The 26,826-nt window shown below is 68.8% G+C and carries 25 protein-coding genes; 19 read left to right on the plus strand and 6 right to left on the minus strand.

Translation table 11 applies throughout. The features are described from left to right. Positions 1-31: 31 nt before the first annotated feature. A complete protein-coding gene (locus GGR88_RS15505; protein WP_167954113.1) occupies positions 32-784 on the plus strand; it encodes an energy transducer TonB in 753 nt (250 codons plus the stop codon). A gap of 6 nt (positions 785-790) precedes the next feature. Here the strand turns inward: GGR88_RS15505 and glpX are convergent, their stop codons facing one another. Further along, positions 791-1,765 (minus strand): class II fructose-bisphosphatase, encoded by a 975-nt coding sequence (glpX, locus tag GGR88_RS08700; RefSeq protein WP_167954466.1) that lies wholly within the window; start codon positions 1,763-1,765, stop codon positions 791-793. Between the two features lie 51 nt (positions 1,766-1,816). Between glpX and GGR88_RS08705 the strand changes: the two genes are divergently transcribed. Then, positions 1,817-2,206: a hypothetical protein gene (locus GGR88_RS08705; protein WP_167954114.1), complete on the plus strand. Its 390-nt coding sequence runs from the start codon at positions 1,817-1,819 to the stop codon at positions 2,204-2,206. A 59-nt stretch (positions 2,207-2,265) separates the two neighbouring features. Continuing rightward, positions 2,266-2,877: a methyl-accepting chemotaxis protein gene (locus GGR88_RS15510; RefSeq protein WP_167954115.1), complete on the plus strand. Its 612-nt coding sequence runs from the start codon at positions 2,266-2,268 to the stop codon at positions 2,875-2,877. A 27-nt stretch (positions 2,878-2,904) separates the two neighbouring features. On the opposite strand, the gene GGR88_RS08715 is transcribed toward GGR88_RS15510, so the two are convergent. Together GGR88_RS08715 and GGR88_RS08720 are read right to left on the minus strand one after the other, a co-directional pair. Continuing rightward, on the minus strand, positions 2,905-4,197 hold the full coding sequence (locus GGR88_RS08715; RefSeq protein ID WP_167954116.1) for a homoserine dehydrogenase: 1,293 nt from the start codon (positions 4,195-4,197) through the stop codon (positions 2,905-2,907). Between the two features lie 15 nt (positions 4,198-4,212). After that, positions 4,213-5,160, minus strand: coding sequence for an isopenicillin N synthase family dioxygenase (locus GGR88_RS08720; RefSeq protein ID WP_167954467.1), 948 nt, complete (start codon positions 5,158-5,160; stop codon positions 4,213-4,215). Between the two features lie 129 nt (positions 5,161-5,289). Here GGR88_RS08720 and GGR88_RS08725 point away from each other — a divergent pair, with 129 nt between their 5' ends. The 4 genes from GGR88_RS08725 (at position 5,290) to GGR88_RS08740 (ending at position 10,016) form a co-directional block, all read left to right on the plus strand. Beyond that, the gene (locus GGR88_RS08725; protein WP_167954117.1) at positions 5,290-5,826 is read left to right on the plus strand and encodes a hypothetical protein; all 537 of its coding nucleotides are present in this window, start codon (positions 5,290-5,292) and stop codon (positions 5,824-5,826) included. Beyond that, positions 5,814-6,383 carry a hypothetical protein gene (locus tag GGR88_RS08730; protein WP_167954118.1) on the plus strand — a complete coding sequence of 190 codons (570 nt, stop codon included), beginning with the start codon at positions 5,814-5,816 and terminating at the stop codon, positions 6,381-6,383. The genes GGR88_RS08725 and GGR88_RS08730 overlap by 13 nt, the downstream gene beginning before the upstream one ends. Positions 6,384-6,764: 381 nt before the next feature. Further along, on the plus strand, positions 6,765-8,888 hold the full coding sequence (locus GGR88_RS08735; RefSeq protein WP_167954119.1) for a TonB-dependent siderophore receptor: 2,124 nt from the start codon (positions 6,765-6,767) through the stop codon (positions 8,886-8,888). A gap of 39 nt (positions 8,889-8,927) precedes the next feature. Then, the gene (locus GGR88_RS08740; protein WP_342449755.1) at positions 8,928-10,016 is read left to right on the plus strand and encodes a PepSY-associated TM helix domain-containing protein; all 1,089 of its coding nucleotides are present in this window, start codon (positions 8,928-8,930) and stop codon (positions 10,014-10,016) included. A 172-nt stretch (positions 10,017-10,188) separates the two neighbouring features. Here the strand turns inward: GGR88_RS08740 and uvsE are convergent, their stop codons facing one another. Then, a complete protein-coding gene (gene uvsE, locus GGR88_RS08745) occupies positions 10,189-11,361 on the minus strand; it encodes a UV DNA damage repair endonuclease UvsE (RefSeq protein WP_167954121.1) in 1,173 nt (390 codons plus the stop codon). A gap of 292 nt (positions 11,362-11,653) precedes the next feature. Between uvsE and GGR88_RS08750 the strand changes: the two genes are divergently transcribed. From GGR88_RS08750 to GGR88_RS08805, 12 genes are all read left to right on the plus strand, one after another. After that, the gene (locus tag GGR88_RS08750) at positions 11,654-12,175 is read left to right on the plus strand and encodes a Csu type fimbrial protein (protein ID WP_167954122.1); all 522 of its coding nucleotides are present in this window, start codon (positions 11,654-11,656) and stop codon (positions 12,173-12,175) included. A gap of 7 nt (positions 12,176-12,182) precedes the next feature. After that, positions 12,183-12,704, plus strand: a complete 522-nt coding sequence (locus GGR88_RS08755; RefSeq protein WP_167954123.1) for a spore coat protein U domain-containing protein — start codon at positions 12,183-12,185, stop codon at positions 12,702-12,704. Between the two features lie 10 nt (positions 12,705-12,714). Further along, on the plus strand, positions 12,715-13,434 hold the full coding sequence (locus GGR88_RS08760) for a fimbrial biogenesis chaperone (RefSeq protein WP_167954124.1): 720 nt from the start codon (positions 12,715-12,717) through the stop codon (positions 13,432-13,434). 21 nt (positions 13,435-13,455) lie between these two features. Then, on the plus strand, positions 13,456-15,732 hold the full coding sequence (locus GGR88_RS08765; protein WP_167954125.1) for a fimbria/pilus outer membrane usher protein: 2,277 nt from the start codon (positions 13,456-13,458) through the stop codon (positions 15,730-15,732). After that, positions 15,732-16,682, plus strand: a complete 951-nt coding sequence (locus GGR88_RS08770) for a Csu type fimbrial protein (RefSeq protein ID WP_245196743.1) — start codon at positions 15,732-15,734, stop codon at positions 16,680-16,682. Before GGR88_RS08765 ends, GGR88_RS08770 begins: the two co-directional genes overlap by 1 nt. 163 nt (positions 16,683-16,845) lie before the next feature. Then, positions 16,846-19,071: a catalase/peroxidase HPI gene (katG, locus tag GGR88_RS08775; RefSeq protein ID WP_167954127.1), complete on the plus strand. Its 2,226-nt coding sequence runs from the start codon at positions 16,846-16,848 to the stop codon at positions 19,069-19,071. A 201-nt stretch (positions 19,072-19,272) separates the two neighbouring features. Next, on the plus strand, positions 19,273-20,190 hold the full coding sequence (locus tag GGR88_RS08780) for a DUF808 domain-containing protein (protein ID WP_167954128.1): 918 nt from the start codon (positions 19,273-19,275) through the stop codon (positions 20,188-20,190). A 17-nt stretch (positions 20,191-20,207) separates the two neighbouring features. Next, positions 20,208-20,954 (plus strand): SDR family NAD(P)-dependent oxidoreductase, encoded by a 747-nt coding sequence (locus GGR88_RS08785; RefSeq protein ID WP_167954129.1) that lies wholly within the window; start codon positions 20,208-20,210, stop codon positions 20,952-20,954. An 89-nt stretch (positions 20,955-21,043) separates the two neighbouring features. Beyond that, entirely contained in the window at positions 21,044-22,105 is a 1,062-nt protein-coding gene (gene hppD / locus GGR88_RS08790) for a 4-hydroxyphenylpyruvate dioxygenase (protein WP_167954130.1), read from the plus strand. A gap of 45 nt (positions 22,106-22,150) precedes the next feature. Further along, positions 22,151-23,455, plus strand: coding sequence for a homogentisate 1,2-dioxygenase (gene hmgA, locus GGR88_RS08795; protein ID WP_167954131.1), 1,305 nt, complete (start codon positions 22,151-22,153; stop codon positions 23,453-23,455). Between the two features lie 447 nt (positions 23,456-23,902). Next, entirely contained in the window at positions 23,903-24,322 is a 420-nt protein-coding gene (locus tag GGR88_RS08800) for a hypothetical protein (protein WP_167954132.1), read from the plus strand. Between the two features lie 53 nt (positions 24,323-24,375). Beyond that, the gene (locus GGR88_RS08805) at positions 24,376-25,152 is read left to right on the plus strand and encodes a glycosyltransferase (RefSeq protein WP_167954133.1); all 777 of its coding nucleotides are present in this window, start codon (positions 24,376-24,378) and stop codon (positions 25,150-25,152) included. Between the two features lie 265 nt (positions 25,153-25,417). On the opposite strand, the gene GGR88_RS08810 is transcribed toward GGR88_RS08805, so the two are convergent. Further along, complete coding sequence (locus tag GGR88_RS08810; RefSeq protein WP_167954134.1) at positions 25,418-26,077, minus strand: epoxyqueuosine reductase QueH; 660 nt, start codon at positions 26,075-26,077, stop codon at positions 25,418-25,420. 34 nt (positions 26,078-26,111) lie between these two features. Next, positions 26,112-26,813, minus strand: a complete 702-nt coding sequence (locus tag GGR88_RS08815; protein ID WP_167954135.1) for an SAM-dependent methyltransferase — start codon at positions 26,811-26,813, stop codon at positions 26,112-26,114. Positions 26,814-26,826 lie beyond the last annotated feature (13 nt).

Raw genomic sequence — 26,826 nt, forward strand, 5'->3', positions numbered from 1 at the left:
GCCATTCAGTGCGGGAGCCTTACGAAGGATCATGGTCGCGTCGCAGCCGAGAGAGCGCATCGCCGCCGCGATCGGGGTCGCCGGCGTTCACCTGATCGTCGGGTGGGCGCTGCTCGTCGGGCTCAAGGTGTCGACGGCATCGATCATCGGGCCGGCGCTGTCCCTGTTCGACCTGCCGGCGACCGCACCACCCGACCCGCCGCCGCCCGTCCGGCCGGACCCGGTCCCCAGCCGGGCCGCCGAGGGCGCCGCGGCACCCCCGAACATCCGATCGTCCGCGACGCCGATCGTGGCGCCGCCGACCCCGCTGCCCCAGCCCAGCCCGGTGATCGCGGCACCCGTGGCCGGGGCGCTGTTCGATCCGACCCAGGGCGCTGCCGAGCGGCCGGGCCCCGGCACCGGTGCGGGGGGTGAAGGCGACGGCAGCGGGAGCGGGCGATATGGCGACGGCGGCGGCGCGGGAGGCGACGAGACCCCGCCCCGCTGGCGGCGCGGCCGCATCCGCGTCCGCGATTATCCGGAGGGGCTGGGCGAGGCCGGTATCCAGGGATCCGTCGAAGTGCGCTTCACCGTGGCCGTCACCGGTCGCGTCACCGATTGCGCGGTCACCCGATCGAGCGGCAGTGCCGTCCTGGACAACACCACCTGCCGCCTGATCGTCGAGCGGTTCCGCTTCGATCCGTCGCGGGACGGTCGCGGGCGACCGGTCGAATCCACGATCGTGCAGAACCATGAGTGGATCGTGGAGGCGGACCCGGATCCGCCCCCGCCCGCGCGCCGCTGACCCGGATCAGGATCGGGCGCGGTGCTCTCCCTTCACCCAGCGCACGGTGCCGCTGCTGGCGCGCATCACGACGCTGTCGGTGGTCATCAACCCGCCCTTCAGCCGCTTGACGCCGTCAAGGAGCGAGCCGTCCGTCACGCCGGTCGCAGCGAAGATGCAGTCGCCCGACGCCAGCTCGTCCAGGTCATAGACCCGGTCCAGATCCTCGATGCCCCACTTGCGGGCGCGGGCGCGCTCATCATCGTTGCGGAAGATCAGACGCCCCTTCAGCTGGCCGCCGACGCAGCGCAGCGCCGCCGCGGCGAGCACGCCTTCGGGGGCCCCGCCGGAGCCCAGATAGATGTCGATGGTGGTGTCGGGATCGGTCGTCGCGATCACGCCGGCAACGTCGCCGTCCGGGATCAGCATGATGCCGCAGCCAACCTCGCGCAGCTCCGCGATCAGCTTTTCGTGGCGCGGGCGATCGAGCACGCAGGCGATGATCTCGTGCGGGTCGACACCCTTGGCGGCCGCGACCGCCCGGACATTGTCGGCCGGGCTCTTCGCCATGTCGATGACGCCCGGCGGATAGCCGGGGCCGACGGCCAGCTTGTCCATGTAGACGTCAGGCGCGTTCAGCAGGCAGCCCTTTTCCGCAATCGCCAGCACGGCAAGCGCGTTCGGGCCGGCCTTTGCCGTGATGGTCGTGCCTTCCAGCGGATCGAGCGCGATGTCGATGGCAGGCGCGTCGCCGGGCGCGGTGCCGACCTTTTCGCCGATATAGAGCATCGGCGCCTCGTCGCGCTCGCCCTCCCCGATCACGACCGTGCCGTCGATGGCGAGGTTGTTGAGCGCTTCGCGCATCGCCTCAACGGCGGCGGCATCCGCCGCCTTCTCGTCGCCGCGTCCGACCAGGCGGGATGCGGCGATCGCCGCCGCCTCCGTGACGCGGACCATCTCGAGCACGAGCACCCGGTCGAGTATCTTGCTGGCATTGACCATTTGGATCATGCTCCCCTTCTCCTGCCGGCCGGATAGTGGAGCCTGCCGCCCATGTCGATGCTTGCGCTTCTGCTCTACGCCCAGCCGGCAACACTTACCGCCGAAGACGCGATGCGCGCGCACCGTCAGATGACGGCGGCGACATCCTCGCTCTGCCCGGAGGCCCGCGGCGCGGAGGAGGTGGTGGTCTGCGCGCGCAACAGGGACAGCCAGTATCGCCTCCCCTACCCCGCGCTTCGCGGACCGCCCGATCGCAGGATCCCCGGCGAGATCCTGCCGGTCGCGCTCGACGCGGAAGCCGGCAGCTGCGGCACGGTGGGCCAGGGTTATGGCTGCAACGGCGGGCTCGACGTGCTCGGCATCGCCGCCATGGTGGTGACGCGGGTGGTCGGACTGATCGAGGGGACCGACCCGCCGCCGATTCCGCCGCCGCCGGAATGAACCTGGATTAATCCTTCCTTGGGCCTTGGTTGGTAGATGATCAGGCCGGAGGGTTCGAGATGCGGGACGGCACGCGCGCCAACGAGGCGGCATGGACGGCGATCTGCCGATCGCAGGCGGTGATCGAGTTCGATCCCGCCGGCATGATCCTGTGGGCCAACGACATGTTCCTGAAGCTGTCGGGCTATGCCCTGCCCGACATCGTGGGGCGGCACCACCGCATCTTCTGCGACCCCGCCTATGCCGCCAGCCACGACTATGCCGCCTTCTGGGCCAAGCTGGGGCGCGGCGAGTTCGACCGGGGCGAGTATCGCCGGGTCGGCAAGGACGGGCGCGAGATGTGGCTGCAGGCAACCTACAATCCGATCATCGGCGCGGGCGGCCGGCTTGAGCGCGTACTGAAGGTGGCCGCCGATATCGGCGAGGCCAAGCAGGTGAAGGCCGCGCTGGAGGCGACGCTGTCGCAGCTGTCGGTGATCGTGGCGTCGATCGGCGACATCGCGCGGCAGACCAACCTGCTGGCGCTGAACGCCGCCATCGAGGCCGCGCGCGCCGGCGATGCCGGGCGCGGCTTCGCCGTGGTGGCGAGCGAGGTGAAGAAGCTGGCCGAAAGCACGCGGGTGGCGACCGACCAGGCCGCCGGGATCGCCGCGCTGACCGCACGCGCGTAAGCGCGCGGCGGCGATCGGGACCGCCGTTCAGTCCTCCAGGATCGGCATCCACATCGGCTGGCCGGTGAGGCTGGCAGAGCCGCGCAGCCGGCCGAGCGCATCCGTCACGCAAGCTTCCCGCCCGCGGTGCGTCACCATCGCCACCACCACGCTGCCGTCGGGCATGGTGCCGCGCTGGATGAGGCTTTCGATCGACACGCCGGCATCGCGCATGGCGGCGGCGATCTCCGCCAGCACGCCCGGACGGTCGGCGACGGCGAAGCGCAGGTAGGCGCGTCCTTCGCGCGCGCCGGCATCGGCCACCGCCGCCCGCTCCAGCGTCTCGGCCGGCATCGACAGCACCGGGCCGGACGCACCGCGCGCCAGGTCGATCAGGTCGGCGACCACGGCGCTGGCCGTCGGCCCGGCCCCCGCGCCGCGCCCCTCGAAGAACAGCCGGCCGACCGCGTCGCCCTGCGCCACCACCGCGTTCAGCGACCCCGACACATGGGCAAGCGGGTGATCGTGGGGAACGAGGTGCGGATGGACCCGCTGGAACAGCCCGCCGGCATCCATGCCGGCGACGCCGACCAGCCGGATCCGGAACCCCAGCGCCGCCGCCTCCGCGATGTCGGCCTCCACCACATGGCGGACGCCGACCGTCTCGATCGCATCGAAGTCGATGGCGGTGCCGAACGCGAGGCTCGCCAGGATCGCCAGCTTGTGCGCGGCATCGACGCCGTCGATGTCGAAGGCGGGGTCGGCCTCGGCATAGCCCAGCGCCTGCGCCTCGGCGAGCACGTCGGCGAAGCTGCGGCCTTCCTTCTCCATCACCGACAGGATGTGATTGCAGGTGCCGTTGAGGATCCCGTAGACATGGGCGAAGCGGTTGGCGGCCGCGCCCTCGCGCAGCCCCTTGATGACGGGAATGCCGCCCGCCACCGCCGCCTCGTACTTCAGCGCGACGCCCCCCGCCTCCGCCGCCGCAGCCAGGTCCATGCCATGGTGCGCGATCATCGCCTTGTTGGCGGTGACGAGGCTGCGACCGGCTGCGATCGTGCGGCGGGCGAGCGCCAGGGCCGGCCCGTCCGATCCGCCGACCACCTCGACAACCGCGTCGACACCCGAATGCTCGGCAAGCGCGGCGGTGTCGTCGACCCAATCGATGCCGGACAGGTCGATCCCCCGGTCGCGCGTCCGGTCCCGCGCCGACACCGCCACCACGCGGATCGCCCGCCCGGCCCGCCGCGCGATCAGGTCGCCATTGTCCGCAAGCAGGCGGACGACACCAGCACCGACCGTCCCCAGGCCCGCGAGGGCAATGTTCAACGGATCAGCCACGGAGCAAGCGCCCGGTCACGCCTTCGCCAACCCGATCTGCCTCAGCCGCTCCAGCAGGTAATCGTTGGAGCTGATCGGCTCCGGATACCGGTTGGGGCGGTCGGCCGAGACGCAGCCGGGCAGCGTCTCAATGACGAAGTCGGGCGCGGGGTGGAGGAAGAAGGGCATGGAATAGCGCGACGTGCCGCGCCGCTCGGGCGGCGGGTTCACGACGCGGTGCGTGGTCGATGGCAGGACATGGTTGGTCAGCCGCTGCAGCATGTCGCCGACATTGACGACCATCGCGCCTTCGGGCGGGGCGACGGGGAGCCAGCGCCCGTCGCGGTCGAGCAGTTCCAGCCCCGCTTCTTCGGCGCCCAGGAGCAGCGTGATGAGGTTGATGTCCTCATGCGCGCCCGCCCGCACGCCCGGCGCGTCGGGGCCGATCGGCGGATAGTGGAGAAGGCGAAGGACGCTGTTGCCATCCTTGACCGCCGGATCGAACCAATCGGGCGCAAGGCCAAGGTGCCGGGCGATGCCGGACAGGAGCCGATCGCCCGCGCGGTCGAAGGCGGCGAACAGCTCCACAAAGGTGTCACGGAACCCTTCCGGCCGATCAGGCCAGATGTTGGGCGCCATTGTCTCGGAAAAGCGGTGTCCCTCCGGCAGTTCGCGCCCGACATGGAAGAATTCCTTCAGGTCGTGCTGCTTGGCGTCCTTGGCGATCTCGATCCCGAAAGGCGTGTAGCCGCGCGCACCGCCGGCGCCGGGCTTGTGCAACGCGCGCTTTTCCTCCTCCGGAAGCGCAAAGAACGCCGCCGTGTCGGCCCAGGCCCGGTCGATCAGGCCCTGGTCGATCCCGTGATCCTGGATGACGGCAAAGCCGAACCGCTCGAACGATGCGCCAAGCGCCGCGGCAAAGCCGTCCGGTTCGTCATCCTGCTGATGGAGCGAGAGCGGGGAAACCAACGGCGTGTCGAGCATGGCAGCCTCAGCAAAGAACCGGGAAAGGTTGGGGTCGGGCGGAGCATAGCCCGCGCCCGCCCGTTCCGCCAACTGCTTGCACCGCAGGCTTGCCCCCGTCATGCTCCCCCGCGATCCCACGGAGTTCCGATGCGTTCAAAGATCCTGCCCGCGCTTGTCACCCTGTTCCTGGTCGCCGGCTGCGTTCGCCCCGACGAGCCCGCCCCCGCACCCACGCCGACGCCGGCGCCCGCACCGGAGCCGGTTCCGGCCCTGCCCCCCTCGCCGCAGGCGGACTGGCGTGACCGCCCCTATTCCCCGGGCGACTGGAGCTATGGCCAGGACGGGCGCGGATCGCTCGCGCGGTTCGGCCCGGCCGGTATCGCGCCCGAGTTTGCCGTGCGGTGCGAGCGTGCCACACGCGCCGTTCGCCTGATGCGCAGCGGCACGGCCGCGCCCGGCGCCGCCATGCGGGTGCAGACGAGCACCGGTGTCCACGCCTACGCCACGGCCGCAAGCGGCGGCGCCACCCCCGCCTCCGTCGCCGAAGTGCCGGCGCGCGACGCGGGGCTGGATGCGATGACGTTCAGCCGCGGCCGCTTCATCGTCACGCTGCCCGGAACGCCGGACCTGATCCTGCCGGCACGGCCGGAAATGGCGCGCGTCGTCGAAGATTGCCGCGCCTGATCCGCCTCGCTCCGCTGGCCCTGCTGGCGGTCGCCGCGTGCGAGCGTCAGCCGGAGCCGCAGGCGAACTTCTCGCTGGAACCCGCCGCGCCGCCGGCGCCCACCGCGCCGCCCGAGGCGATCGGCAACACGGACGTCGGGCGTGACGACGTTGCGCTGGAGCGCACGATGATCCCGGAGCTGGACGGGGTCGCGACGAGCCGGGGAACATGGACAAGGACGGGATCGCAGACGCGGTTCGTCGGCACCGATGGCGTTGCCCTGACGCTTGCCTGCGACGAGGGCGACATGCTGATCCTGTTCCGGCCCGCCCGCCCGCCTGCCGAGGCGGAGCAGACATTGACGCTGCTGACCGAGCGGGGCGCGAACCTTTTCACCGCAACACGGCCGGCGTCCGACCCGTCCGTGGTCACCGCACGGTTCACGGCGCAGCTGCCCTTCTTCCGGGACGCGCTTGGCAGCGGCGGTGACGTAATCGGGGTGGTGCTCGGCACCAGGCGGGCAGTGGCCATCCCGTCCGACGCCTCGATCGGCGACATCATCCGCGCCTGCCGATAGCGAGCGGGTGAGTATCGTGAAAATCCAATGCAGTTCAAGACTTGAACATGGCTTTGGAATGAATCACATCTGCGTCGTGCCCGGTGCCGGGCATGCCCTTGCAACAAGCGAAAGGAGGTGATCCGATGTCTCATGGTTCAGCAGAGAGGTCGGTGAAGTCCGTTCGGGAGCCGCGCGCCTGACTGGCGCTGCCTGAGGTTTCCGGAGGCGGCACTTCCGGCCGCTGACCATGCAAAGGGGCTGTCGAACCCGCACCGCGCGGTTCGGCAGCCCTTTTCCTTTTCCGCAGCACGGCGCAAGCGGGCGATCCGTCCCGCCGCGCTATTGCAAATCGTTATCAGCTCTGCCATCGGGCACCCGGGACGACGGACCGGAGTGACCATGAAGACGATGCTGTTCGGAACTGCTGCTCTGGCCATGGCGGTGCCGCTGCACGCCCAGACGGCACAACCGGATGCCGCGTCATCGCTCCGCACGGTCGAGCGCGAAGGCGAGATCATCGTCACGGCGCGCAATTACGTTCCCGAAGGTGCGGTGTCGGCGAACAAGGCGGACATCCCGCTGATCCAGACCCCCCAGTCGGTGTCGGTGATCACGCGCGACCAGATCGATCTGTTGAACTTCGTCGATGCCCAGCAGGCCGTGCGCTACACCGCGGGCGTGTTCGGCGAGAACTACGGCCCGGACGCGCGGTACGACTTCTTCACGGTGCGCGGCTTCACGCCGAAGCAATATATCGACGGCCTCGCGGCGCCGATCTCCACGTCGATCTACTCGGTCGGTGTCGACCTTTACGGCTTCCAGTCGCTCGACCTGCTGAAAGGGCCGGCATCCACCCTGTACGGCAACACGCCGCCCGGCGGCATCTTCAACCAGGTCAGCCGGCGCGCCGAAGCCGAGACATCCGGCGAGCTGCGCGTGCAGGGCGGCACCGACAACTTCGCCGAGGTGGCAGGCACCGTCACGGGCACGGTTGCCAACGGCCTGACCGCACGCTTCACCGGGCTGGTGCGCGACCGCGACCTGGTTGCCGATGCGACCAGCTTCAAGCGGGTCTATGCCGCGCCGACGGCGACCTGGGCGATCGGCCCCGACACGCAGCTGACCGGACTTGCCTATTACCAATACGACAAGGGCGAGGGCGGAAACGGCGGGTTCCTGCCTGTTCAGGGCACGCTGCTCCCCAACCCCAATGGCCGCATCGACCATCGTACCAACCTTGGCGACCCGCGCGACGTGTTCGAGCGGCGGCAGTTCTCGGCTGGTTACGAGTTCAGCCATGCGTTCACCACCGGTGTTACCTTCCGGTCGAACGGCCGGTGGAACCAGTATCGGGAGCGGGTGCCGATCGGCATCTACGCGACCGGGATCGGTGCCGACCTGCGGACTGTGACGCAGTCGAACTTCTCCTACGCCGAAGACGTCCACAGCTTTGCGGCGGACAACCGGGTGGAGGCGAACTTCGCGACCGGGTTCATCGGCCACACGCTGATCGCCGGCGTCGATTATCGCAACGTCGACAATCAGGCGGCGTTCGGCTTCGTCGGCGCGGGAACGGTGGACGCCTTCGATCCCGTCTACACGACGCCGCAGGCGGGGATCGTCCCCGGCTATCCGACCGCCTTCAACGACCAGCGGCTGAAGCAGACCGGCATCTATGTGCAGGAGCAGCTGCGCCTGGGCGACCTGTTCATCACACTCGGCGGCCGGCAGGACTGGATCGAAAGCCGCCGGCCGGAGGTGGATTTCGATCAGGACCGCTTCACCTGGCGCGCCGGTGTCAACTATGTGACGACAAGCGGCATCGCGCCCTATGTCAGCTACTCGACCTCGTTCGAGCCGGTGCTGGGGACCGACGCGGCGACCGGCGAGGCCTTCAAGCCGTCCAGCGGCGACCAGTGGGAGACGGGCGTGAAGTTCGACGGCCGGGCGCTGTCACCCGACATCCGCATCTTCGCCACCGCCGCGCTCTTTCGCATCGACCAGCGGGACGTTGTGACGACGCAGGCCAGCACCATCCCGGTGTTCGGCACCCAGGTGGGCCGGGTGCGAGTGCAGGGCGGCGAGCTGGAGGTGGTGGCGCGCATCCGCGACCAGCTGACCGTCAACGGCTCCTACAGCTACAACGACAGCGAGGTGCTGGAGAGCGCGGTGGCCGCCGAGGTGGGATCGCCACTGCCGACGACGCCGGAGCACAAGGCATCGGCGTTCGTGAACTATGACTTCCAGCGCGGGCCGCTTGCCGGCTTCGGCATCGGGCTTGGCGGCCGGTACACCAGCAGCAGCGCCGGCAGCCTGCCCGGCCCGTTCAATCCGGTCGTCTATCGGGGCGAGGCCGCCACGCTGATGGACGCGATCCTCAGCTACGACATTCCCGGCTGGCGCTTTGCGATCAACGGGTCGAACATCCTCGACAACCGTTATGTCGCGCGGTGTTCCCAGCCGGTCGGCTGCTTCTACGGCGCGCCGCGGCAGGTGCTCGGCACGGTCACGCGGCGCTTCTGACCCGGCATGCGGCGCGGGACGATCTCGGCATGGGCGGCGGTGCACAGGTGGTCGAGCCTGCTGTGCACGGCCTTCCTCCTCATGCTGTGCGTCACCGGCCTGCCGCTCATCTTCCATGACGAGATCGACGGCTGGCTGAACCCGCCCGCCCCCCTCAACCCGGCGGCCGAGGGGCGCCCGCGGCTTGATCTCGACACGCTGCTGGCCCGGGCACTCGCCGACCGGCCGGGCGAGGTGCCGCTCTATATGAGCTTCGATACCGACCGGCCGGTGGTGAACGTGACGAGCGGGCCCACGCCCGATGCCGTCGCCACGGACATGCACTTCCAGTCGCTCGACGCGCGCACGGGCGAGGTGCTGCCGATGGCCGAAGGCGGCGTGATGGACGTGGTGCTGCAGCTTCACACCGACATGATGCTGGGCCTGTCGGGCGAACTGTTCCTGGGCGCGATGGGCCTGCTCTTCGCGGTGGCCATCATCTCCGGCCTCGTGCTCTACGTGCCCTTCATGCAGCGGTTGGCGTTCGGCACCGTCCGCCATGAGCGTACCGCGCGCGTGCGCCGCATCGATCGCCACAACCTGCTGGGCGTCGTCACGCTCGCCTGGGCGCTGGTGGTGGGGGTGACCGGCACCATCAACACGCTGGTGCTGCCGATCACCACCATGTGGAAGGCCGACCAGCTGGCGGCGATCGCGGCGGGGCCGGCGGGCGGCGCGGTGCCGGTCCGCCAGGGGCTGGTCCAGCCGGCGATGGACCGCGCCTTGGCGGCCGCACCCGGCATGACGCCGCAGTTCATCGGCTTTCCGGGCGTGTCCTATTCAAGCGACCGGCACCTGGCGATCTTCCTGCAGGGCGACACGCCGATGACGGCGCGGCTCCTTACCCCCGCCTTCGTCGACGCGCGGACCGGGCGGCTGGACGCGGTGCAGCCGATGCCGTGGTACATGCAGGCGCTGCTGCTCGCCCAGCCGCTCCATTTCGGGGACTATGCCGGGCTGCCCATGAAGATCCTGTGGGCGATCCTCGACCTGATGACGATCGCCGTCTTGTGGACCGGCCTGCGGCTGTGGATCGGGCGGCGTCGGGCCCCGGCTGGGCATCGCCGGCTGAAGGCGGTGCAGGCATGAAGCGGCGGGTGCAGCCGCTGCGCCGCATCCTGGCGGCGCCCGCGATCATCTGCGCCATCACCATCGGCGGGCTGATGGCCGGCCTGATGGGCGACGGCGGCGCGTGGGACGCACTGGCCGCCGCCAGCCTGGTGGTGCCGGTGCTGCCGGGGTGCCTCCTGTGGCGGCGCGGTCAGGCGGCGGCGCGGATCGCATCCCCTTCATCGACATCGGGCTCGCTGTCGGCATCCACCCCGGTCTCGAGAGCGGCCTCGTCCGCCGCGAGCGCCGCTGCGTCCTCCGCGCCGATACCGAAGCGGGCGGCAACGTCCGGCGCATAGCGCAGCAGGTCCGGGCGCAGCTTCAACAGACTGACGTCCTTCGACTTGCCCTCCATCATCACGTCGAACTCCAGCCCGTGCGCCATCCGCATGAAGGTGGCGAACTCGAACGGGTTGGTGAAGTCGGCATGGCCCGTCCAGATCGGCGGCCGCAGCACCGTCTTGATGCGGGCGGTGGCCTTCACCGCGGCCTTCAGCGTCTCGCCCGCCTTCACCTTGCCGCCGGTACCGGCCTTCCGCTGCTTGGCCGTGATCTTCTGCTTCACCTCCCGCATCTCCGTGCGCGGCGAGGAAAAATGGATCTTCGGTCGCACGCCGGCGGGCCAGGTCGCCAGGAAGCGCTCAAGCGTGTCGCGCATGTCCAGCCCTTCGGGATTGAGGCACCAGAAATGCTGGTAGTCGAAGATCAGCCGGACGCCCGTGCGCTCATGGATCCACAAGGCGTCCGCGGCGGAGAAGCGGATGTCGTCATTTTCCAGGACGAGCCGCCGCTGGACGTGCGGCGGGCACTTCTCCCATCCCTCGATCCAGCGGGCGCGGCTGGCGTCATGGTCGTCGTAGACGCCGCCGACATGCGTCACCATCACAGCCTCGTCGTCGAGCTCCATCCGGTCGAGCATTTCCGCCTGGCTCGACAGATCCCAGATGCTCTTGTCGGTGAGCGCCGGGTCGGGTGAGTTCAGCAGCACATATTGCGACGGGTGGAAGGACAGGCGGATGTCGTTGTCACGCGCCTTCCGGCCGAAAGCCTTCAGCTCGGCATCGCTGTCCGCCACCTGATCATGGAATTGCGGCAGGTCCGGATGGGTGGCGTAGGGCGCGAGGTCCGACGACAGGCGATACATGTCGAGATCCTCGGCGATGAGGTAGTCGAGGATCTTGTCCACTTCCTCGAGCGAGCATTTGAGATGCGGCCCCTTCTGCCAGCGTCGCGTGTCGTTGCTCTTGAACCCCGGACGCCCCATCACCTTGACGGGGAAACCAAGGCGAAGCGGCCGGGCGGTGCTGATGCTGGGGTCTGTCATTTCAGGGGAACGACCGGCGCCGTCCAACGCTCCCCAAGCTTCTGATTCGCAGCGCCGGCGACGGACGCGGCGAGGGAGACGATCAACGTCGAAAAAAATTTCGCAACGACGGAACTTTTTCGCGTGACGTGGAACGTGCGTTTGGATTGGAGGCCGAAACGATGGCTGATTTCCGCGGTTAACAGCTCAAATGAAGCCGTTTCGGACTGATCCAAGTCGCAGGAACCCGTAAGTTATCCTTTACTGCGAGCGAGTTATCCGGAGGTACCGCAACCAAGCAAGGCCGCTCGATATGCGTGCTTCCGTCGTCGTCTCCACTCTTCTCTCGACCGTGCTGCTGGCCGCAACCCCGGCGAATGCGAACACGCAGGGAACCATCAATCTTAGCCTGAACGTCACCAATGCCTGCGTGATCAACGGCGCGAATACCGTGCAGACCAACGCCGGCGTGCTGGGCTCCATCGCCTTTCCGGACCAGGCGGGCATCTTCGGCGATGTCGACGGCGAGCTGGTCGGTCCGCAGGGCGCGCTGTCGGTGCTCTGCTCGCCCGGCCTGTCGCCCGTCCTCACGATCGGCGCGGGACAGCAGGACGGCTCCACCCGCCGCAACCTGCGCGCCAACGGCCGCGACGTCGCCTACCGCCTGTTCTCCGACGCGCAGCGCACCTCCGAGATCGCCATCGGCGGCGTGATCAACCTGGCGCCGTCGGCCAGTGCGACGAGTGTGCCGATCTTCGCGCGGGTGAACAGCGGCGGTCAGGTGCTCCCGGCGGGCACCTATACCGACACCGTCACCGTTACGCTCAGCTGGTAGCACCGCGGTGGTCGCACGGCGCCTGCCTGCCGGCCTTGCGCTTCTGGGCGCAACGCTTGTGCCCGGTACGGCGGACGCCGGCGAACGGCGCGCGGCCTTCATCGTCGGCGCGAGCATCGTCAACGGCTGCACCGTTGCCAGCGATGTATCGGGATCATGGGGAGACATCGCCATGGGCACCGTGCCGGGCATCCCCGGAGCCAGTGCCAGCGGATCGTTGAGCGCCGGCGGCGTCGCGGGACTGAGCATCGAGTGCACGCCCGGCGCGGATGTGTCGCTGGCCATTGATCAAGGGCTGAACAGCCAGTCGGGAACGCGTCGCCTTGCTCCGGCGAGCGGAGCGTCCCGCCTTGACTATCGCCTGTTCGTCGATGGGAGCGCGACGCCGTGGACCACGCAATCGCTCCGCCTCGCCTTTCCGGCGGGCGGGCAGCGCCGCGTGCTGCCGATCCGCGCCGAGACCAGCCTGCCGACCACCCTGCCGGCGGGCCGATACACCGACACCATCAGGCTGACGCTGAGCTTCTAGGATGATCCGCATGATCTGCTTTCGCCTGATGGTCGCGTTGGCTGCCCTCGCCTTGCCGGTGCCCGCCCTGGCGGCGTCCGTCGTGATCTGGCCGATCGATCCCCGGATCGAGGCGGGTGAGCGTGCGACGGCCTTGTGGCTGGAAAACAGCGGCACCGATCCGATCACGCTGCAGGTGCGATCCTTCCTATGGTCCCAGGATGGGGGGGAGGACCGGCTGACCGATCAGGACGAGATCGTCGCCAGCCCGCCGATGGTGGAGATCGCCCCCGGCGCACGGCAGCTGGTGCGCGTGATCCGGCGAACCGTCGACGGATCGGCGGGCGAGCGCAGCTTCCGCCTGTTCGTCGACGAAGTGCCCACGGCCTCCCCCGACCTCGCGGCCGGCGCCACGGGCGCGCGGCTGACCGTGCAGATGCGCTATTCCATTCCGCTGTTCACCTACTCGCCCGCAAGCCCCGTTGCGGCGCCGGCCGATCCGCTTGTCACGCGGGTGCGGAGCGTCAACGGCGTGCGCACAATCGAGATCACCAACGTGGGCGCAACCCATGTCCGCCTGACCGACCTGCGCGCGGGTGGATCAGCGGACGGCGCGATGCTGCGCCAGGGGCTGATGGGCTATGTCCTGGCCGGTGCCACCATGCGCTGGCCGCTTCCGGCCGATGTCACCGCGCCGGTGTTCACCGTGTCCGTCGACGGTGTGTCTCGCCTGCTCACGCCGTCGGCCTGAGGGCCGGGTGCTGTCGCCGCCATGCTGCGCCGCCTTTTCTGCTTCATGGCGCTGTTGGCGGCGTTCGGCGCTGCGCCGGCCCAGGCCGAGGCGACCGATCCCGCCGTTCGCTACTATGTGGAGCTTGTCCTGAACGGCGTCGCGACGGGGACCATCCTGCCGCTGGTGCGGGACGGCGACCGCCTGATCGTCGATGCGGCCGATCTTCGCTCCGCCCGGGTCTCGGTCGACGGCGATGGGCCGATCGACCTGCACAGCATCGTCGGCACGACCGCCACCTATGACGGGCCGCGACAGCGATTGATGCTGGACGTGCCGCCCGACCGCCTCCCGACCACCACGCATCGCGGATCGCGTCGCGACCGGGTGCGCACGGTCGCCGATACGGGCGCCCTCTTCGCCTACGACGTCTACGGCCGCGCCGGCAGCGGCGGCAGCAGCCTGTCCGCCTGGACGGAGCAGCGACTGTTCGGCGATCTCGGAACCTTGTCCAACACGGGCAGCCTGTTCCTGACGGAGCGCGGACCGGCGCGTTACGTGCGCTACGACACGCACCTCAGGCGCATCGATGAGGATCGCGCGCTGACGATCACGGCGGGCGATCTCTTCACCGGCGCGCTTGCGTGGAACGGGTCGGTCCGGTTGGGCGGCGTGCAGGTCGCGCGCAGCTGGCGCGTCCGGCCCGACCTCGTCACGGTTCCGCTGCCGCGCTTTGCCGGGCAAGCTGCCGTTCCGACGGCGGTCGACCTGTATATCGACGGAACGCGACAGAGCAGCACCAGCGTCGAACCTGGTCGGTTCGTGCTGGATGACCTGCCGGTGGTGAACGGTGCCGGTGACCTGACGGTTGTCACAACCGATGCGGTTGGTCGGCAGGTGGCGACCACCGTCCCCTTCTATGTCGCGCCACAGGCGTTGCGGCGTGGGCTGACCGACTTCTCGATCGATGCTGGGTTGCTGCGCCGCGGGTTCGGCGTCCGCAATCTTGCCTATGGATCTGCCGCGGCCGCCGGGACCGTGCGCCATGGATTGACGCAGCGGCTGACGGTGGAGGCGCACGGCGAGGCGAGCGGAAACGTCGCTGTGGCGGGAGCCGGGATCGTCTGGTCGCCCGGCCTGTGGGGCGCGGTGAACGCGTCCGTCGCAGCCGGGCAGGCGCGCGGACGCTCCGGCACCCAGATCACCGTGGGGTACAGCTACACCACCCGACGTTTCAGCGTCGGAGCGGAGCATGTCGAGCGCGGGCCCGGCTATGCCGACCTCGCCAGCTTCGACCTCGGGCAGCTCGGCCAGCGGCTGCGCAGCGACCGGGTGAGCGGGAGCCTTTCGCTCGGGCGCTTCGGCAGCGTCGGGATCGGCTATCTGGCGGCGCGGCGGGAGGACAGCGGGTCGATCCGCCTCTTCAACGCGTCCTGGTCGGCCCACCTAAACGAGCGGATCGCAATCTTCGCGGCGGTGAACCACGACCTCGGCCGGCGCAGCACGGCGGCACAGGTGCGGCTTGTGGTTCCGCTGGGCGCGTCACGTATGACCGGCGCGAGCGCGGGGCTGGCCACCGATGGCGCACGCGGCTTGTCCGCGCAGCTTGGCCTCGGACGATCGGCACCGAGTGACGGCGGGCTCGGCTATACGGTCGATGCGGCCCTGGGCGGGGGGCGGATCGACGGGCAGGCGAGCCTCGACTGGCGTGCGCGCGCGTTCCGGGGAGAAGCGGGCGTCTCCACGGTGGCCGGGCGCACGGCTGGCTGGGTCGGGATGTCGGGCGCCGCGATCCTGATGGACGACGCCGTCTATATCGCCAACACCACGCCCGACGCCTTTGCGATCGTGCGCACCGAAGCGCCGGGGGTGCCCGTCCGCTTCGAGAACCAGAAGGTCGGCGTGACCGATCGCCGCGGCCGGTTGTTCGTGCCAGCGCTCGGCGCGTACCAGAACGCGCTCTACTCGATCGATCCGATTGCCCTGCCCGACGGCATGCTGGCCGACGTGGTCGAGCGGCGGGTGGCACTGCGCGAGGGCACGGGCGCGGTGATCCGGATGCCCGTGCGCCACACCGCAAGCGCGATGGCCACGCTGGTCGACGATGCCGGGCAGACGATCGCGCCGGGCGCGCGCGCACGCTTCGGCGACGGTCGCGAGGCACTGGTCGGGTGGGGAGGATTGCTGCTGCTGGAAGACGTCCAGGGCACCGTCACCGTCCGCGTGACCCGGCGCGACGGGTCGGACTGCACGGCGAGCCTGTCGGTGCCGCCGGGCCTGCCGGCGTTTACGCGGCTGGAGCCGACACCGTGCCGCTGATGCTGCGGATCCTCCTTGCCGCCCTGCTGGCGGTGATCGGCGGAACGGAAGCCCGGGCCGCCTGCAGCGTCGCGCCGGCGGGGTCGCTGCTGTTCGCGGACAGCTCCACGTTCGACGTGCGCGAGGCCAAGGTCGCGCAGGTGAGTGGAAGCGGGGGGCTGACCTGCAACGGATCGGTGCTGACGGTCATATCGTCCGACTATGCGCGGGCGACCGCCACCAGCGCCAACGGGTTCCAGCTCCGTTCGAGCAGCGGCGTCACCCTTCCCTACCGGCTGTCGGCGGACAGCGGCGGAACCTATTCGTTCAACACCACGCCGACGATCAACTACATGAACCCGGCGCTGCTCTCGCTGCTCGGCATCCTGAGCCAGGACAGCTTTCGCACGCCGCTGTTCGCGACGTTGACGGGCGCGGGCAACGTGCCGGCCGGCGTGTACGAGGACACGGTCACGATCGTCTGGAACTACACCATCTGCCGCGGCGTGGGGGCGCTGGGCGTCTGCGTCCTGGCGGAGACGGGCAGCAACAAGACGACCACCATCACGGTGCGCGTGACCGTGACCAAGGATTGCCGCGTGGCCGCCAACGCGCTGGAGTTCGGGTCGGCGCCGCTCGCCGGCCAGTTCGCGCCGGTGTCGCAGGCGGTGCTGGTGGATTGCTCGCTCGGCGCGGCCTACACCGTGTCTTTCTCCGCCGGAGCGAGCGGGGCGAGCCGGCCGTGGCGGGCGATGAGCAGCGGCGCGGGCGACCGGCTGGAGTACAACATCTACCGCCCGGACGGGTCGACGATCTGGGACGAGGCCAATCCGGCGCCGGCCGCGCAGGTCGGCACGGGCGCGGTCGTGCCGGGGCAGGTGCAAGCCTTTGTCGCGCGCATCAATCCCGCGCAGCCGACGCCGCGGGCGGGCCGCTACACCGACACGGTGAGCGTCGTCATCGGCTTTTGAGCGGAAGGCCGTTTTACGGCGAGGCGCCCTGGCAGGAAGGCTGATCTAATTTGGCGATGGGTTTGATCGAGGCAGCCCGCCTTATCCCGGCGGGTGTTTAGGGCTATCTTGTCTCCGTAAAGGGTGTTCGACCCAGACCATCACGAGGCAACGGAGAGTTACCATGGCTGACCGCGATCCTACAGGCTGCCCCATGCACGCAGGCGCGCCGGGCGTGACCGAGGCACGCTCGCTGCTCGGCAGGACCAACAAGGACTGGTGGCCGGAAGCGCTGCCGATCGACATCCTGCACCAGAACGGCGTGTCGCCCGACCCGATGGGCGAGGATTTCGACTATGCCGAGGCGTTCAGCAAGCTCGACTACCAGGCGCTGAAGGCCGACCTGACCGCGCTGATGACCGACAGCAAGGCCTGGTGGCCGGCTGACTACGGCCATTACGGTCCCTTCATGATCCGCATGGCGTGGCACGCCGCCGGCACCTACCGCGTGACCGACGGTCGTGGCGGGTCGAGCTCGGGCCAGCAGCGGTTCGAGCCGCTCAACTCGTGGCCGGACAACGGCAACCTCGACAAGGCGCGGCGCCTGCTGTGGCCGATCAAGCAGAAGTACGGCAAGCACATCAGCTGGGCCGACCTGTTCATCCTGGCCGGCAACGTCGCGATCGAGAGCATGGGCGGACCCGTGTTCGGCTTCGCCGGCGGCCGCAAGGACGTGTACCAGTCCGAAGGCGACACCTTCTGGGGCGCCGAGGAGATCTGGGTCGACGAGGGTGCGCAGACCCGCATCACCGATGAGCTGCCGGAGCTGGAAGGGCCGCTGGCCGCGATCCAGATGGGCCTCATCTACGTCAATCCGGAAGGTCCGGGCGGCGATCCCAACCCGCTGCTGTCGGCGCGCGACATGAAGGCCACCTTCTCCCGCATGGCGATGAATTCGGAAGAAACCGTCGCGCTGACGGCCGGCGGGCACGCGTTCGGCAAGGCGCACGGCGCCAAGCCCGGCGAGAAGTTCGGCAAGAACCCGGCCGCGGGCGAGGTGCACCTGCAGGGCCTGGGCTGGCTGGTCGACGAGGAAGACATCGGCCGCGGCCACATCACCACGTCCGGCATCGAGGGCGCATGGTCGAACAACCCGACCAAGTGGACCGGCGACTATTTCCGCCTGCTGTTCAAGTACGACTATGAGCTGACCACCAGCCCGGCGGGCGCCAAGCAGTGGACCCCGGTCAACCCGGATCCCGAGGACATGGCGCCGGACGCGCGCGACCCCAACAAGCGCGTGCCGACGATGATGACCACGGCCGACATGGCGCTGAAGATGGATCCGGAGTTCCGCGAGATCTCCTTGCGGTTCAAGGACGACCAGGCAGCGCTGGACGACGCCTTCGCCCGCGCGTGGTTCAAGCTGACCCACCGCGACATGGGCCCGAAGATCCGGTACCTCGGCAGCGACGTGCCGGCCGAGGACCTGATCTGGCAGGACCCGATCCCCGAGGGCACCGTGCCGTCCGACGCCGACGTCAAGGCGTTCAAGGACAAGGTGCTGTCGAGCGGCCTGACCGTGTCGCAGCTGGTGAAGACGGCCTGGGCGTCGGCCTCCACCTATCGCAAGTCGGACCACCGGGGCGGCGCCAACGGTGCCCGCATCGCGCTGGAGCCGCAGCGCAACTGGGCGATCAACGAGCCCGAGCAGCTGAAGATCGTCCTCGACAAGCTGAACGAGCTTCGCGGCTCGCTGAGCCTGGCCGACGCGATCGTGCTGGCCGGATCGGCCGCGGTCGAGAAGGCGGCGAAGGACGCCGGCTTCGACGTGGAAGTGCCGTTCTCCGGCGGCCGCGGCGACGCGACGCAGGAGTGGACGGACGTCGAGAGCTTCCACTGGATGGAGCCGCAGGCCGATGGCTTCCGCAACTATCTGAAGACGCGCCAGCGGGTGAAGACGGAAGAGCTGCTGCTGGACCGCGCATCGCTGCTGGGCCTGTCCGCGCCGGAGCTGACCGTGCTGGTCGGCGGCCTGCGCGTGCTGGGTGCCAACTACGGCGACCTGAAGGAAGGCGTGTTCACCGACCGTCCGGGTACGCTGACCAACGACTTCTTCGTCAATCTGCTCGACAACGAGACCTTCTGGGATCGGGTCGACACGTCCAGCGACGAGGAGTTCATCGGCTATGATCGCGGTGGCCGCCATGCCAAGTGGCGTGCGACGCGCACCGACCTGATCTTCGGGTCGAACAGCCAGCTGCGTGCGACCGCCGAGGTCTATGCCGAGCGCGGCCATGAAGAGAAGTTCGTGCGCGACTTCGTGAAGGCCTGGGTGAAGGTGATGAACGCCGATCGCTTCGACCTGACTGCGCGCCGGTCTGACGACGTGCTGATGGACGTCGCCTGATCGCAGCCGGGAATGCGGGGCGCGCCCTGCGTTCCCGAACGCACGACACAAATCGTTCTTCCCATGTGCGGGGCATCTTCGAGACGAAGGTGTCCCGCATTTTCATTGGCGGGGGGCCGGAGCGCCGCCATTCGTGATCGGTCATGGACGGCCCGGCCGGTTTCTGCGCATGCCGATCCCGGCTTCAGGAAAGGGGATCCGATGGCGGGTGGTTTGTTGGCGCTTCTGGACGACGTCGCTGCGCTGGCGCGTCTGGCGGCGGCATCCGCCGACGATATCGCAGCAGCGGCCGGACGCGCCGGCAGCAAGACCGTGGGCGTGGTCATCGACGACGCGGCGGTGACGCCGGGCTATGTCGTCGGACTGCCGCCGGAGCGCGAGCTGCCGATCATCGCGAAGATCGCGATCGGTTCGCTTCGCAACAAGCTGATCTTCATCCTGCCGGTGGTGCTGCTGCTGAGCGCCTTTGCGCCCTGGGCGTTGACGCCGATCCTGATGGCGGGCGGACTCTATCTGAGCTTCGAGGGCGCGGAGAAGATCCTTCATTCGCTGCGCGGCAAGCATGCCGAGACGGAGGTCGCCGCGATCTCCTCGCCCGCCGAGCTGGAGCAGCGGCAGGTGAGCGGCGCGATCCGCACCGATTTCATCCTGTCGGCCGAGATCATGGTGATCACGCTGAACGAGCTGACGGAGAGCCCGATCGTGACGCAGGCGGTGGTGCTGGCGGTGGTCGGCATCGCCGTGACCGTCGCGGTCTACGGCCTGGTCGGCCTGTTGGTGAAGATGGACGATGTGGGCCTGCGCATGCAGCGTGCCGGCGGTTCGGCGGCGGGGATCGGCCGCGGGCTGGTGAAGGCCATGCCGATGCTGCTGAAGGTGCTGGCGGTGGTCGGAACGGCGGCGATGCTGTGGGTCGGCGGCGGCATCCTGATCCACGGCCTGGCCGAGCTGGGACTGGCCGGGCCGGAGCATGTGATCCACGACCTGGCGGTCGGCATCGGCGGCGACGCCGCCGCCATCGAATGGCTGGTGACGGCAGTGGCATCGGGCGTGGTCGGGCTGGTGGCCGGCGGCATCGTGGTCGCGCTGCTGCACCTGAAGCCGGGGGCGGCGCATTGAGGAACGGAGACGCGGACATGAAGACAGCGATCGTCACGGGTGCGACATCCGGCATCGGCGCGGCCACGGTTGCCGCACTGATCGGCGCAGGGTGGCAGGTGGTCGCGACCGGCCGCCGCGCCGAGCGGCTGGAGCGGTTGCGGGACGAGCATGGCGAGGCCGTGCATCCCGCCGTCTTCGACGTGCGCGACGAAGCCGCGATGGCCGCGGCGATCGATGCCCTGCCCGACCGGTTCGCGGCGGTCGACCTGCTCGTCAACAATGCCGGGCTGGCGCTGGGCACCGGGCCCGCGCAGAAGGCGGACCTGACGCAGTGGCGCACGATGGTGGACACCAACGTCACCGCGCTGCTGGCGCTGACCCACCGCCTGCTGCCGCGCCTGATCGAGCGGCGCGGGGCGATCATCAACATCGCGTCCGTGGCGGGCAGCTATCCCTATCCCGGCGGCAACGTTTATGCCGGCACCAAGGCGTTCGTGCAGCAGTTCACGCTGGCGCTGCGATCGGACCTGCACGGCACGGGCGTGCGTGCCAGCCTGATCGACCCGGGCATGGTGGAGACCGAGTTCACGCTGGTGCGGACGGGCGGCGACCAGGGCGCGTCCGATGCGCTCTACCAGGGGGCGACGCCGATGACGGCGGAGGACATCGCCGCAACCGTGCTGTGGATCGCGGGACTGCCCCCGCACCTGAACGTCAACCGGCTGGAGATCATGCCGGTCAGCCAGTCCTTTGCCGGTTTCCAGGTGGCGCGGGGCGGATAGCGGCCGGCGGGCGGCACGGCCCTGTTGACGGCGACCGGCCGCCGGATCGATAAGGATGGTAACAACTGATACCATCTTGGAGAGCGATCATGGCCGTCGATGACGCCAATCCCCTGGGCCTCGAAGGGTTCGAGTTCTGCGAGTTCACCTCGCCCGATCCGGCCGCGCTGGCCGCCGGGTTCGAGCAGCTGGGCTTTGTCCCGACGCACCGCCACCCGGACCGCGACGTCACCCGGTACAAGCAGGGGCGCATCAACCTCCTGCTCAACCGGGCCGCTGACGGCCAAGCGGCGACATTCCGGGCGGCGCACGGGCCGTCGGCGAGCGGCATGGCGTTCCGGGTCGCCGACCCCGGGGCCGCGTTCGACCATGCGGTGGCGGCCGGCGCCACGGCGGTCGACGCCGCGAGCGGCACGCTCGGCCCCGACAGCCACGTCATCGAGGGCATCGGCGGCAGCAACCTTTACCTCGTGCAGGCCGGCGTCGACCTATACGCCGACTGGGACGAGATCCCGGGCTGGCAGGCGGCGGAGGCCGAGAACAATGTCGGGCTGGACCTGCTCGACCACCTGACCCACAATGTCCGACGCGGCGAGATGCGGACCTGGTCCAGCTTCTACGGCCGGCTGTTCGGGTTCGAAGAGCAGAAGTATTTCGACATCAAGGGCAAGGCGACGGGCCTGTTCAGCCAGGCGATGATCGCGCCCGACAAGGCCATCCGCATTCCCCTGAACGAAAGCCAGGACGAGAACAGCCAGATCGAGGAGTTCATCCGCGAGTATAATGGCGAGGGCATCCAGCACCTGGCGCTGACCACGGCCGACATCTACGACACGGTGGAGCGACTGCGCGCCCGCGGCGTGAGGCTGCAGGACACGATCGAGACCTATTACGAGCTGGTCGACAAGCGCGTGCCCGGGCACGGCGAGGACCTGGAGCGGCTGCGCCGCAACCGGATCCTGATCGACGGGGCGGTCGGCGACGAAGGGCTGCTGCTGCAGATCTTCACCGAGCCGATGGTGGGCCCGATCTTCTTCGAAATTATCCAGCGCAAGGGCAACGAGGGCTTCGGCAACGGCAATTTCCAGGCGCTGTTCGAAAGCATCGAGTTGGATCAGATCCGCCGCGGCGTGATCCAGGTGGATGCGTGATCGCCGCCGGGACGCGATCGGGCGGCCGCTGAAGGGGAGGGGGGCATGACGACCGAGGGAGCGCGACGCTCGGCCGGGTACATCCCCGGCTTCGGCAACCATGTGTCGACGGAGGCGGTGGCCGGGGCGCTGCCGATCGGCCGCAACTCCCCGCAGCGGCCGGCCTTCGGCCTTTATGCCGAGCAGCTGTCCGGCACCGCCTTTACCGCGCCGCGCCACGAGAACCGGCGCAGCTGGCTGTACCGCATGCGGCCGACCGCCGAGCACCCGCCGTTCGTCGCCTATGAGGGCGCGGCGCGCTTTGCGCCCGGCACGTCGGATGCGCCGCTTGCGCCCAACCGGCTGCGCTGGGACCCGCTGCCGCCCGCCGCGGTGCCGACGGACCTGATCGACGGGCTGGTGACGGCGATGGCGAACCGCGACCCGGCTGCGCTAGAGGGCGTGGCGATCCACCGCTATGCCGCCAACCGCGACATGGACGCGCGCGTGTTCGCCAACGCCGATGGCGAGCTGCTGTTCGTGCCGCAGGACGGGCGGCTGGCGCTGCTGACCGAGCTGGGGCGGATCGACATCGCGCCGGGGCAGATCGCGCTGGTGCCGCGCGGCGTCCGCTTTCGCGCGCTGCTGCCGGACGGGGCGGCGCGCGGTTACCTGCTGGAAAATCACGGGGCGCTGTTCCGCCTGCCCGACCTGGGGCCGATCGGCGCCAACGGCCTTGCCAATCCGCGCGACTTCGAGACGCCGGTGGCGTGGTTCGAGGACCGCGACGAGCCGGTCGCGCTGATCCAGAAGTTCGGCGGGAGTCTGTGGACGACGACGCTCGACCATTCGCCGCTCGACGTGGTGGCGTGGCACGGCAACCTGGCGCCGTGGCGGTACGATCTGGCGCGGTTCAACACGATCGGAACGGTCAGCTTCGACCATCCCGACCCGTCCATCTTCACGCTGCTGACGTCGCCGTCCGACGTGCCGGGGCGGGCCAATGCCGACTTCGTGATCTTTCCCCCGCGGTGGATGGTGGCGGAGGACACGTTCCGGCCGCCCTGGTTCCACCGCAACGTCATGTCGGAAGCGATGGGGCTGATCCTGGGTGCCTATGACGCCAAGGCGGACGGTTTCGCGCCGGGCGGGCTGTCGCTCCACAACCTGATGGCGGGGCATGGCCCCGACGTGGCGAGCTGGCAGGCGGCAAGCGCGGCCGAGCTGAAGCCCCATCGCATCGAGGGCACGATGGCGTTCATGCTGGAAAGCTGCTGGCCATACCGCCCGACCGCGCAGGCGCTGTCCGACGCGCAGCTGGATTACGACAGCGTGTGGAAGGACTTTCCCAAGGCCGTGCTGCCACGGTGACGGCCGCCCGGTTGACGGAACTGCTCGCGCCGCGTGGTCCCAACACGGGACTTCGTTCGATGGCGACCCGTCGGCGGGAATCGCCGATGGATCGGCCGAGCATTTTAGGTTAACCATTCGAGTCGAACCGGACCATGGTGTCGGTCCGACAATGTGCCGAAGAGCGTGCGGAAGCGCCGCCTTCTTCTGCATCCGCGTGCTGTGTAGCGTTGAGAGCCGAAGGCAGCGAGCTGGCCCAGGCCACCATTTCAGATCGGCGCGTCCGACGAGTTGGTGGTCCTGATACCGGATCGAAGAACGTTGAAGCCAGGTGGCGGTGAGTCGGGCGGGGGCCTTGACCAACCTCCACAAATTTCCGGCAGATGTCCGTTGGACCCCGCCGGCGAGTGCCAGCAGGTTGCCGGTTACAGATAAAGAACAATCAAGAATTGTCCGGGGGGATGTTCGATGATCAGGCCAATCAACAATCGACGTGTCTTAACCGTTATTCCGAGCACGACCGCGACCGTCGCGGGCAACAAGCTGCACCTCGACCGGAAGGCCGTGGACGGTCTGGCGCAATATGCATCACGGTGGAACGGCACAGTCCGCTGCATCATGCGGAAGGGCGATGAGAAGAACATCGTCTTTGGCGAGAGCTATGACCCAGGTGACCTGCCATTTACCGTGGATGTCGTCCCGGAGCACAGCCGGCTGACGGCAGCGGATGTCCAGGGCGCGGCTGTGGTTTTGCGAGCGGCGACAATCATCTTGATCACCACCTTCCACGGATCACCTCGACGCCGATCGTCTACATCGTCGAAAATCCGCTCAAGACCCAACTCGACATCATCAGGCTGGAAGAAGCGTCGCCGCTCAGGCGCCTGAAGAGAAGCGCGTGGGCAGCAAAGGCGGAGCTTTACCGCCGTCGATCCTTCCGGATGTCCGCCGGGCTGCAGTGCAACGGGTTTCCGGCTTTCGATGCCTACGGGGCGTGCTCGCAGCACTCCGTGCAGTTCTTCGACACGCGCATGCCGGAGAAGGCGGTTATCTCGTCTTCGGAGCTCCGGCTGAAGCAGGGCAGCTGCTCAAGCCGTGAGCCATTGCGGCTGGCCTTCTCAGGACGGCTGGACCCCATCAAGGGCGTGGAGGACCTGGTTCCGGTGATCGCCGAAGCCCGTCGCGCGGGTGCGGACGTGACCCTCGACATCTTCGGGGACGGACCATCGCGCGCCTTGATCGAGCATCAGATCGGCGCCGGCGGCCTAGACGATGCCATCACGCTTCATGGCTCGGTCGACTACCTGACCAGGCTTGTCCCCTTCTTCAGGCAGAATGTGGACATGTTCCTGTGCTGCCACAAGCAGGCCGATCCATCCTGCACCTATATGGAAACCGCCGGCTGCGGCGTGCCAACGATCGGCTACAACAACGCAGCGTTGCGGGGTCTTCTCAGCCTTGGCGGGTTCGGCGACGTCTGCAGAATGGGTGACATCAAGCAATTGGCGAACATCGTCGTCGATCTTTGTGAGAACCGGCAGAAGGTCACCGAGATGATGAGCGTCGCAGCGTCGGTGGCGCGATCCCACAGCTTCGAGCGGGAGTTTGCCAAGCGGGTGGTTCATCTTTCCGAAGCAAGCGAAACGGCCGCGCACGTCGCGTCCCTGCCCCGCGTCCCGGTGTTCCCAACCAGGCTGGACTTGAGAAACGCCGCCTGAGTGCGGAGGTTCGGATCTGCCGTCGTCGCTAACCCGGGAGCTCGTATCTGGCGCCGCCCCCGGCATGCGTCGCGGGCTCCTGGCCATCGACCCGGAACAGGGATCGGCGCGGGACTGCATTCCTATCCAGCGTGCAGCCTCGCCGCACGCCGGTGCGGCCAGCGCATTCGGTGTCGACGATCCCTGCACATACAGGGGTTTGTCGCTTCGAGGTGAACGCTGGTGACGGGCTGATCCGGTCGGCAGGTGGCGCCGCCCCCTCCCCTCAGGCCGGTTGGTCGTCGCCGTAGAAGAGCTTGCCGGGATCGATCTCCGCGCGGCCCTGCGCCACGCGGTGGGCGTTGGTGTCTCGCAGCGAATAGACGCAGCCGCAATATTCCTGCTGGTAGAAGCGCTCCCGCTTGGAGATCTCGATCATCCGGGCCGCGCCGCCGCCCTTGCGCCAGTTGAACGTCCAGTAGGTCATGTCCGGATAGTGCGAAGCCGCGCGCTCGCCCGAGCCGTTGATCTGGTTCATGTCCTTCCACCGGCTGATGCCGAGCGAGGAGGTGATCACCGGAAAGCCATGCTCGTGCGCGTGGAGGGCGGTGCGTTCGAAGCGCATGTCGAAACACATGGTGCAGCGGATGCCGCGTTCCGGCTCCCATTCCATGCCCTTGGCGCGCTTGAACCAGTTGACCGTGTCATAGTCGGCATCGACGAAGGGCACGCCATGCTGTTCGGCAAAGCGGATATTCTCCTCCTTGCGGAGCAGATATTCCTCCTTGGGATGGATGTTCGGGTTGTAGAAGAAGATCGTATAGTCGATCCCCGACGCGGTCATCGCCTCCATCACCTCGCCCGAGCAGGGCGCGCAGCAGCTGTGCAGCAGCACGCGCGTGTGGCCAGCGGGCGGGGTCAGGACGGGGCGTTGCAGGTCGGTCATGATGGGTCGCCCCTAGCATGAAGCAGCCGCGCGCTCACCCCTTGCGTGCGTGCCAGGCGCGGATCATGAAGCCCTGGAAGAAGGGGACGGTGGCCACGAAGCCGGCGTCGCGCCACAGCGCCTGCGTCCGGTCCGGCGTGACGACTGCAAGGACATCGCGCAGCATGGCCGGAAGCGCGGCCAGCGCATCGGCGTCCGCCCCCATGCGCGCATGCACCAGCCGCCAGTCGTCGATCATCGCGGGCGCGGCCGCGGCGTCGAGATCGGCGCTGATCTCCGCGCTGACGAAGCGGCCGCCGGGGCGGAGCCGATCATGGATGGCGCGGTAGAAGGCGGGCCGATCGGCCGGCGCCACGAAATGCGCGACAAGCAGGCTGACAACCGCATCGAAGCCGGTGTCGGCGACATCGTCGACATAGCCATGAACGAGGCGGCAGCGCCCGAGCACGCCCGCCGCCCCCAGCCGGTCGCGCCCGACAGCCAGCATCTCGGCCGATGGATCGACGCCGGTGAAGGACCAGCCCGGATGAGCGCCGGCAAGCGCCAGGATCTCCGCGCCCGTGCCGACGCCGACGCACAGGATGCGGGCGTCGGGCGGCAGATCCTCCAGCACCATGCCCATCAGGAAGTGAAGGCAGTCGCCGATCGGCTTCAGGCCGGCGTTCCGCTGATCATAGCCGGCGGCCATGTCCGCGTTGAAGAAGCCGGCGGTGGTGTGGGAGGCATGTTGGGTCATATGTTACAGTGTA

The sequence above is a fragment of the Sphingomonas jejuensis genome (assembly GCF_011927695.1).
Taxonomy (GTDB): domain Bacteria; phylum Pseudomonadota; class Alphaproteobacteria; order Sphingomonadales; family Sphingomonadaceae; genus Sphingomonas_K; species Sphingomonas_K jejuensis.

Excerpts from the sequence above, each read along its gene's own strand:
- hppD (WP_167954130.1), top strand. The coding sequence starts at position 21,044 with ATGGCCGTCGATGACGCCAATCCCCTGGGCCTCGAAGGGTTCGAGTTC.
- GGR88_RS08735 (WP_167954119.1), top strand. The coding sequence starts at position 6,765 with ATGAAGACGATGCTGTTCGGAACTGCTGCTCTGGCCATGGCGGTGCCG.
- uvsE (WP_167954121.1), bottom strand. The coding sequence starts at position 11,361 with ATGACAGACCCCAGCATCAGCACCGCCCGGCCGCTTCGCCTTGGTTTC.
- GGR88_RS08720 (WP_167954467.1), bottom strand. The coding sequence starts at position 5,160 with ATGCTCGACACGCCGTTGGTTTCCCCGCTCTCGCTCCATCAGCAGGAT.
- GGR88_RS08785 (WP_167954129.1), top strand. The coding sequence starts at position 20,208 with ATGAAGACAGCGATCGTCACGGGTGCGACATCCGGCATCGGCGCGGCC.
- GGR88_RS08750 (WP_167954122.1), top strand. The coding sequence starts at position 11,654 with ATGCGTGCTTCCGTCGTCGTCTCCACTCTTCTCTCGACCGTGCTGCTG.
- GGR88_RS08765 (WP_167954125.1), top strand. The coding sequence starts at position 13,456 with ATGCTGCGCCGCCTTTTCTGCTTCATGGCGCTGTTGGCGGCGTTCGGC.
- GGR88_RS15505 (WP_167954113.1), top strand. The coding sequence starts at position 32 with ATGGTCGCGTCGCAGCCGAGAGAGCGCATCGCCGCCGCGATCGGGGTC.
- GGR88_RS08810 (WP_167954134.1), bottom strand. The coding sequence starts at position 26,077 with ATGACCGACCTGCAACGCCCCGTCCTGACCCCGCCCGCTGGCCACACG.
- GGR88_RS08780 (WP_167954128.1), top strand. The coding sequence starts at position 19,273 with ATGGCGGGTGGTTTGTTGGCGCTTCTGGACGACGTCGCTGCGCTGGCG.
- glpX (WP_167954466.1), bottom strand. The coding sequence starts at position 1,765 with ATGGTCAATGCCAGCAAGATACTCGACCGGGTGCTCGTGCTCGAGATG.
- GGR88_RS08770 (WP_245196743.1), top strand. The coding sequence starts at position 15,732 with ATGCTGCGGATCCTCCTTGCCGCCCTGCTGGCGGTGATCGGCGGAACG.
- GGR88_RS08725 (WP_167954117.1), top strand. The coding sequence starts at position 5,290 with ATGCGTTCAAAGATCCTGCCCGCGCTTGTCACCCTGTTCCTGGTCGCC.
- GGR88_RS08805 (WP_167954133.1), top strand. The coding sequence starts at position 24,376 with ATGTCCGCCGGGCTGCAGTGCAACGGGTTTCCGGCTTTCGATGCCTAC.
- katG (WP_167954127.1), top strand. The coding sequence starts at position 16,846 with ATGGCTGACCGCGATCCTACAGGCTGCCCCATGCACGCAGGCGCGCCG.
- hmgA (WP_167954131.1), top strand. The coding sequence starts at position 22,151 with ATGACGACCGAGGGAGCGCGACGCTCGGCCGGGTACATCCCCGGCTTC.
- GGR88_RS15510 (WP_167954115.1), top strand. The coding sequence starts at position 2,266 with ATGCGGGACGGCACGCGCGCCAACGAGGCGGCATGGACGGCGATCTGC.
- GGR88_RS08705 (WP_167954114.1), top strand. The coding sequence starts at position 1,817 with ATGTCGATGCTTGCGCTTCTGCTCTACGCCCAGCCGGCAACACTTACC.
- GGR88_RS08760 (WP_167954124.1), top strand. The coding sequence starts at position 12,715 with ATGATCTGCTTTCGCCTGATGGTCGCGTTGGCTGCCCTCGCCTTGCCG.
- GGR88_RS08800 (WP_167954132.1), top strand. The coding sequence starts at position 23,903 with ATGATCAGGCCAATCAACAATCGACGTGTCTTAACCGTTATTCCGAGC.
- GGR88_RS08815 (WP_167954135.1), bottom strand. The coding sequence starts at position 26,813 with ATGACCCAACATGCCTCCCACACCACCGCCGGCTTCTTCAACGCGGAC.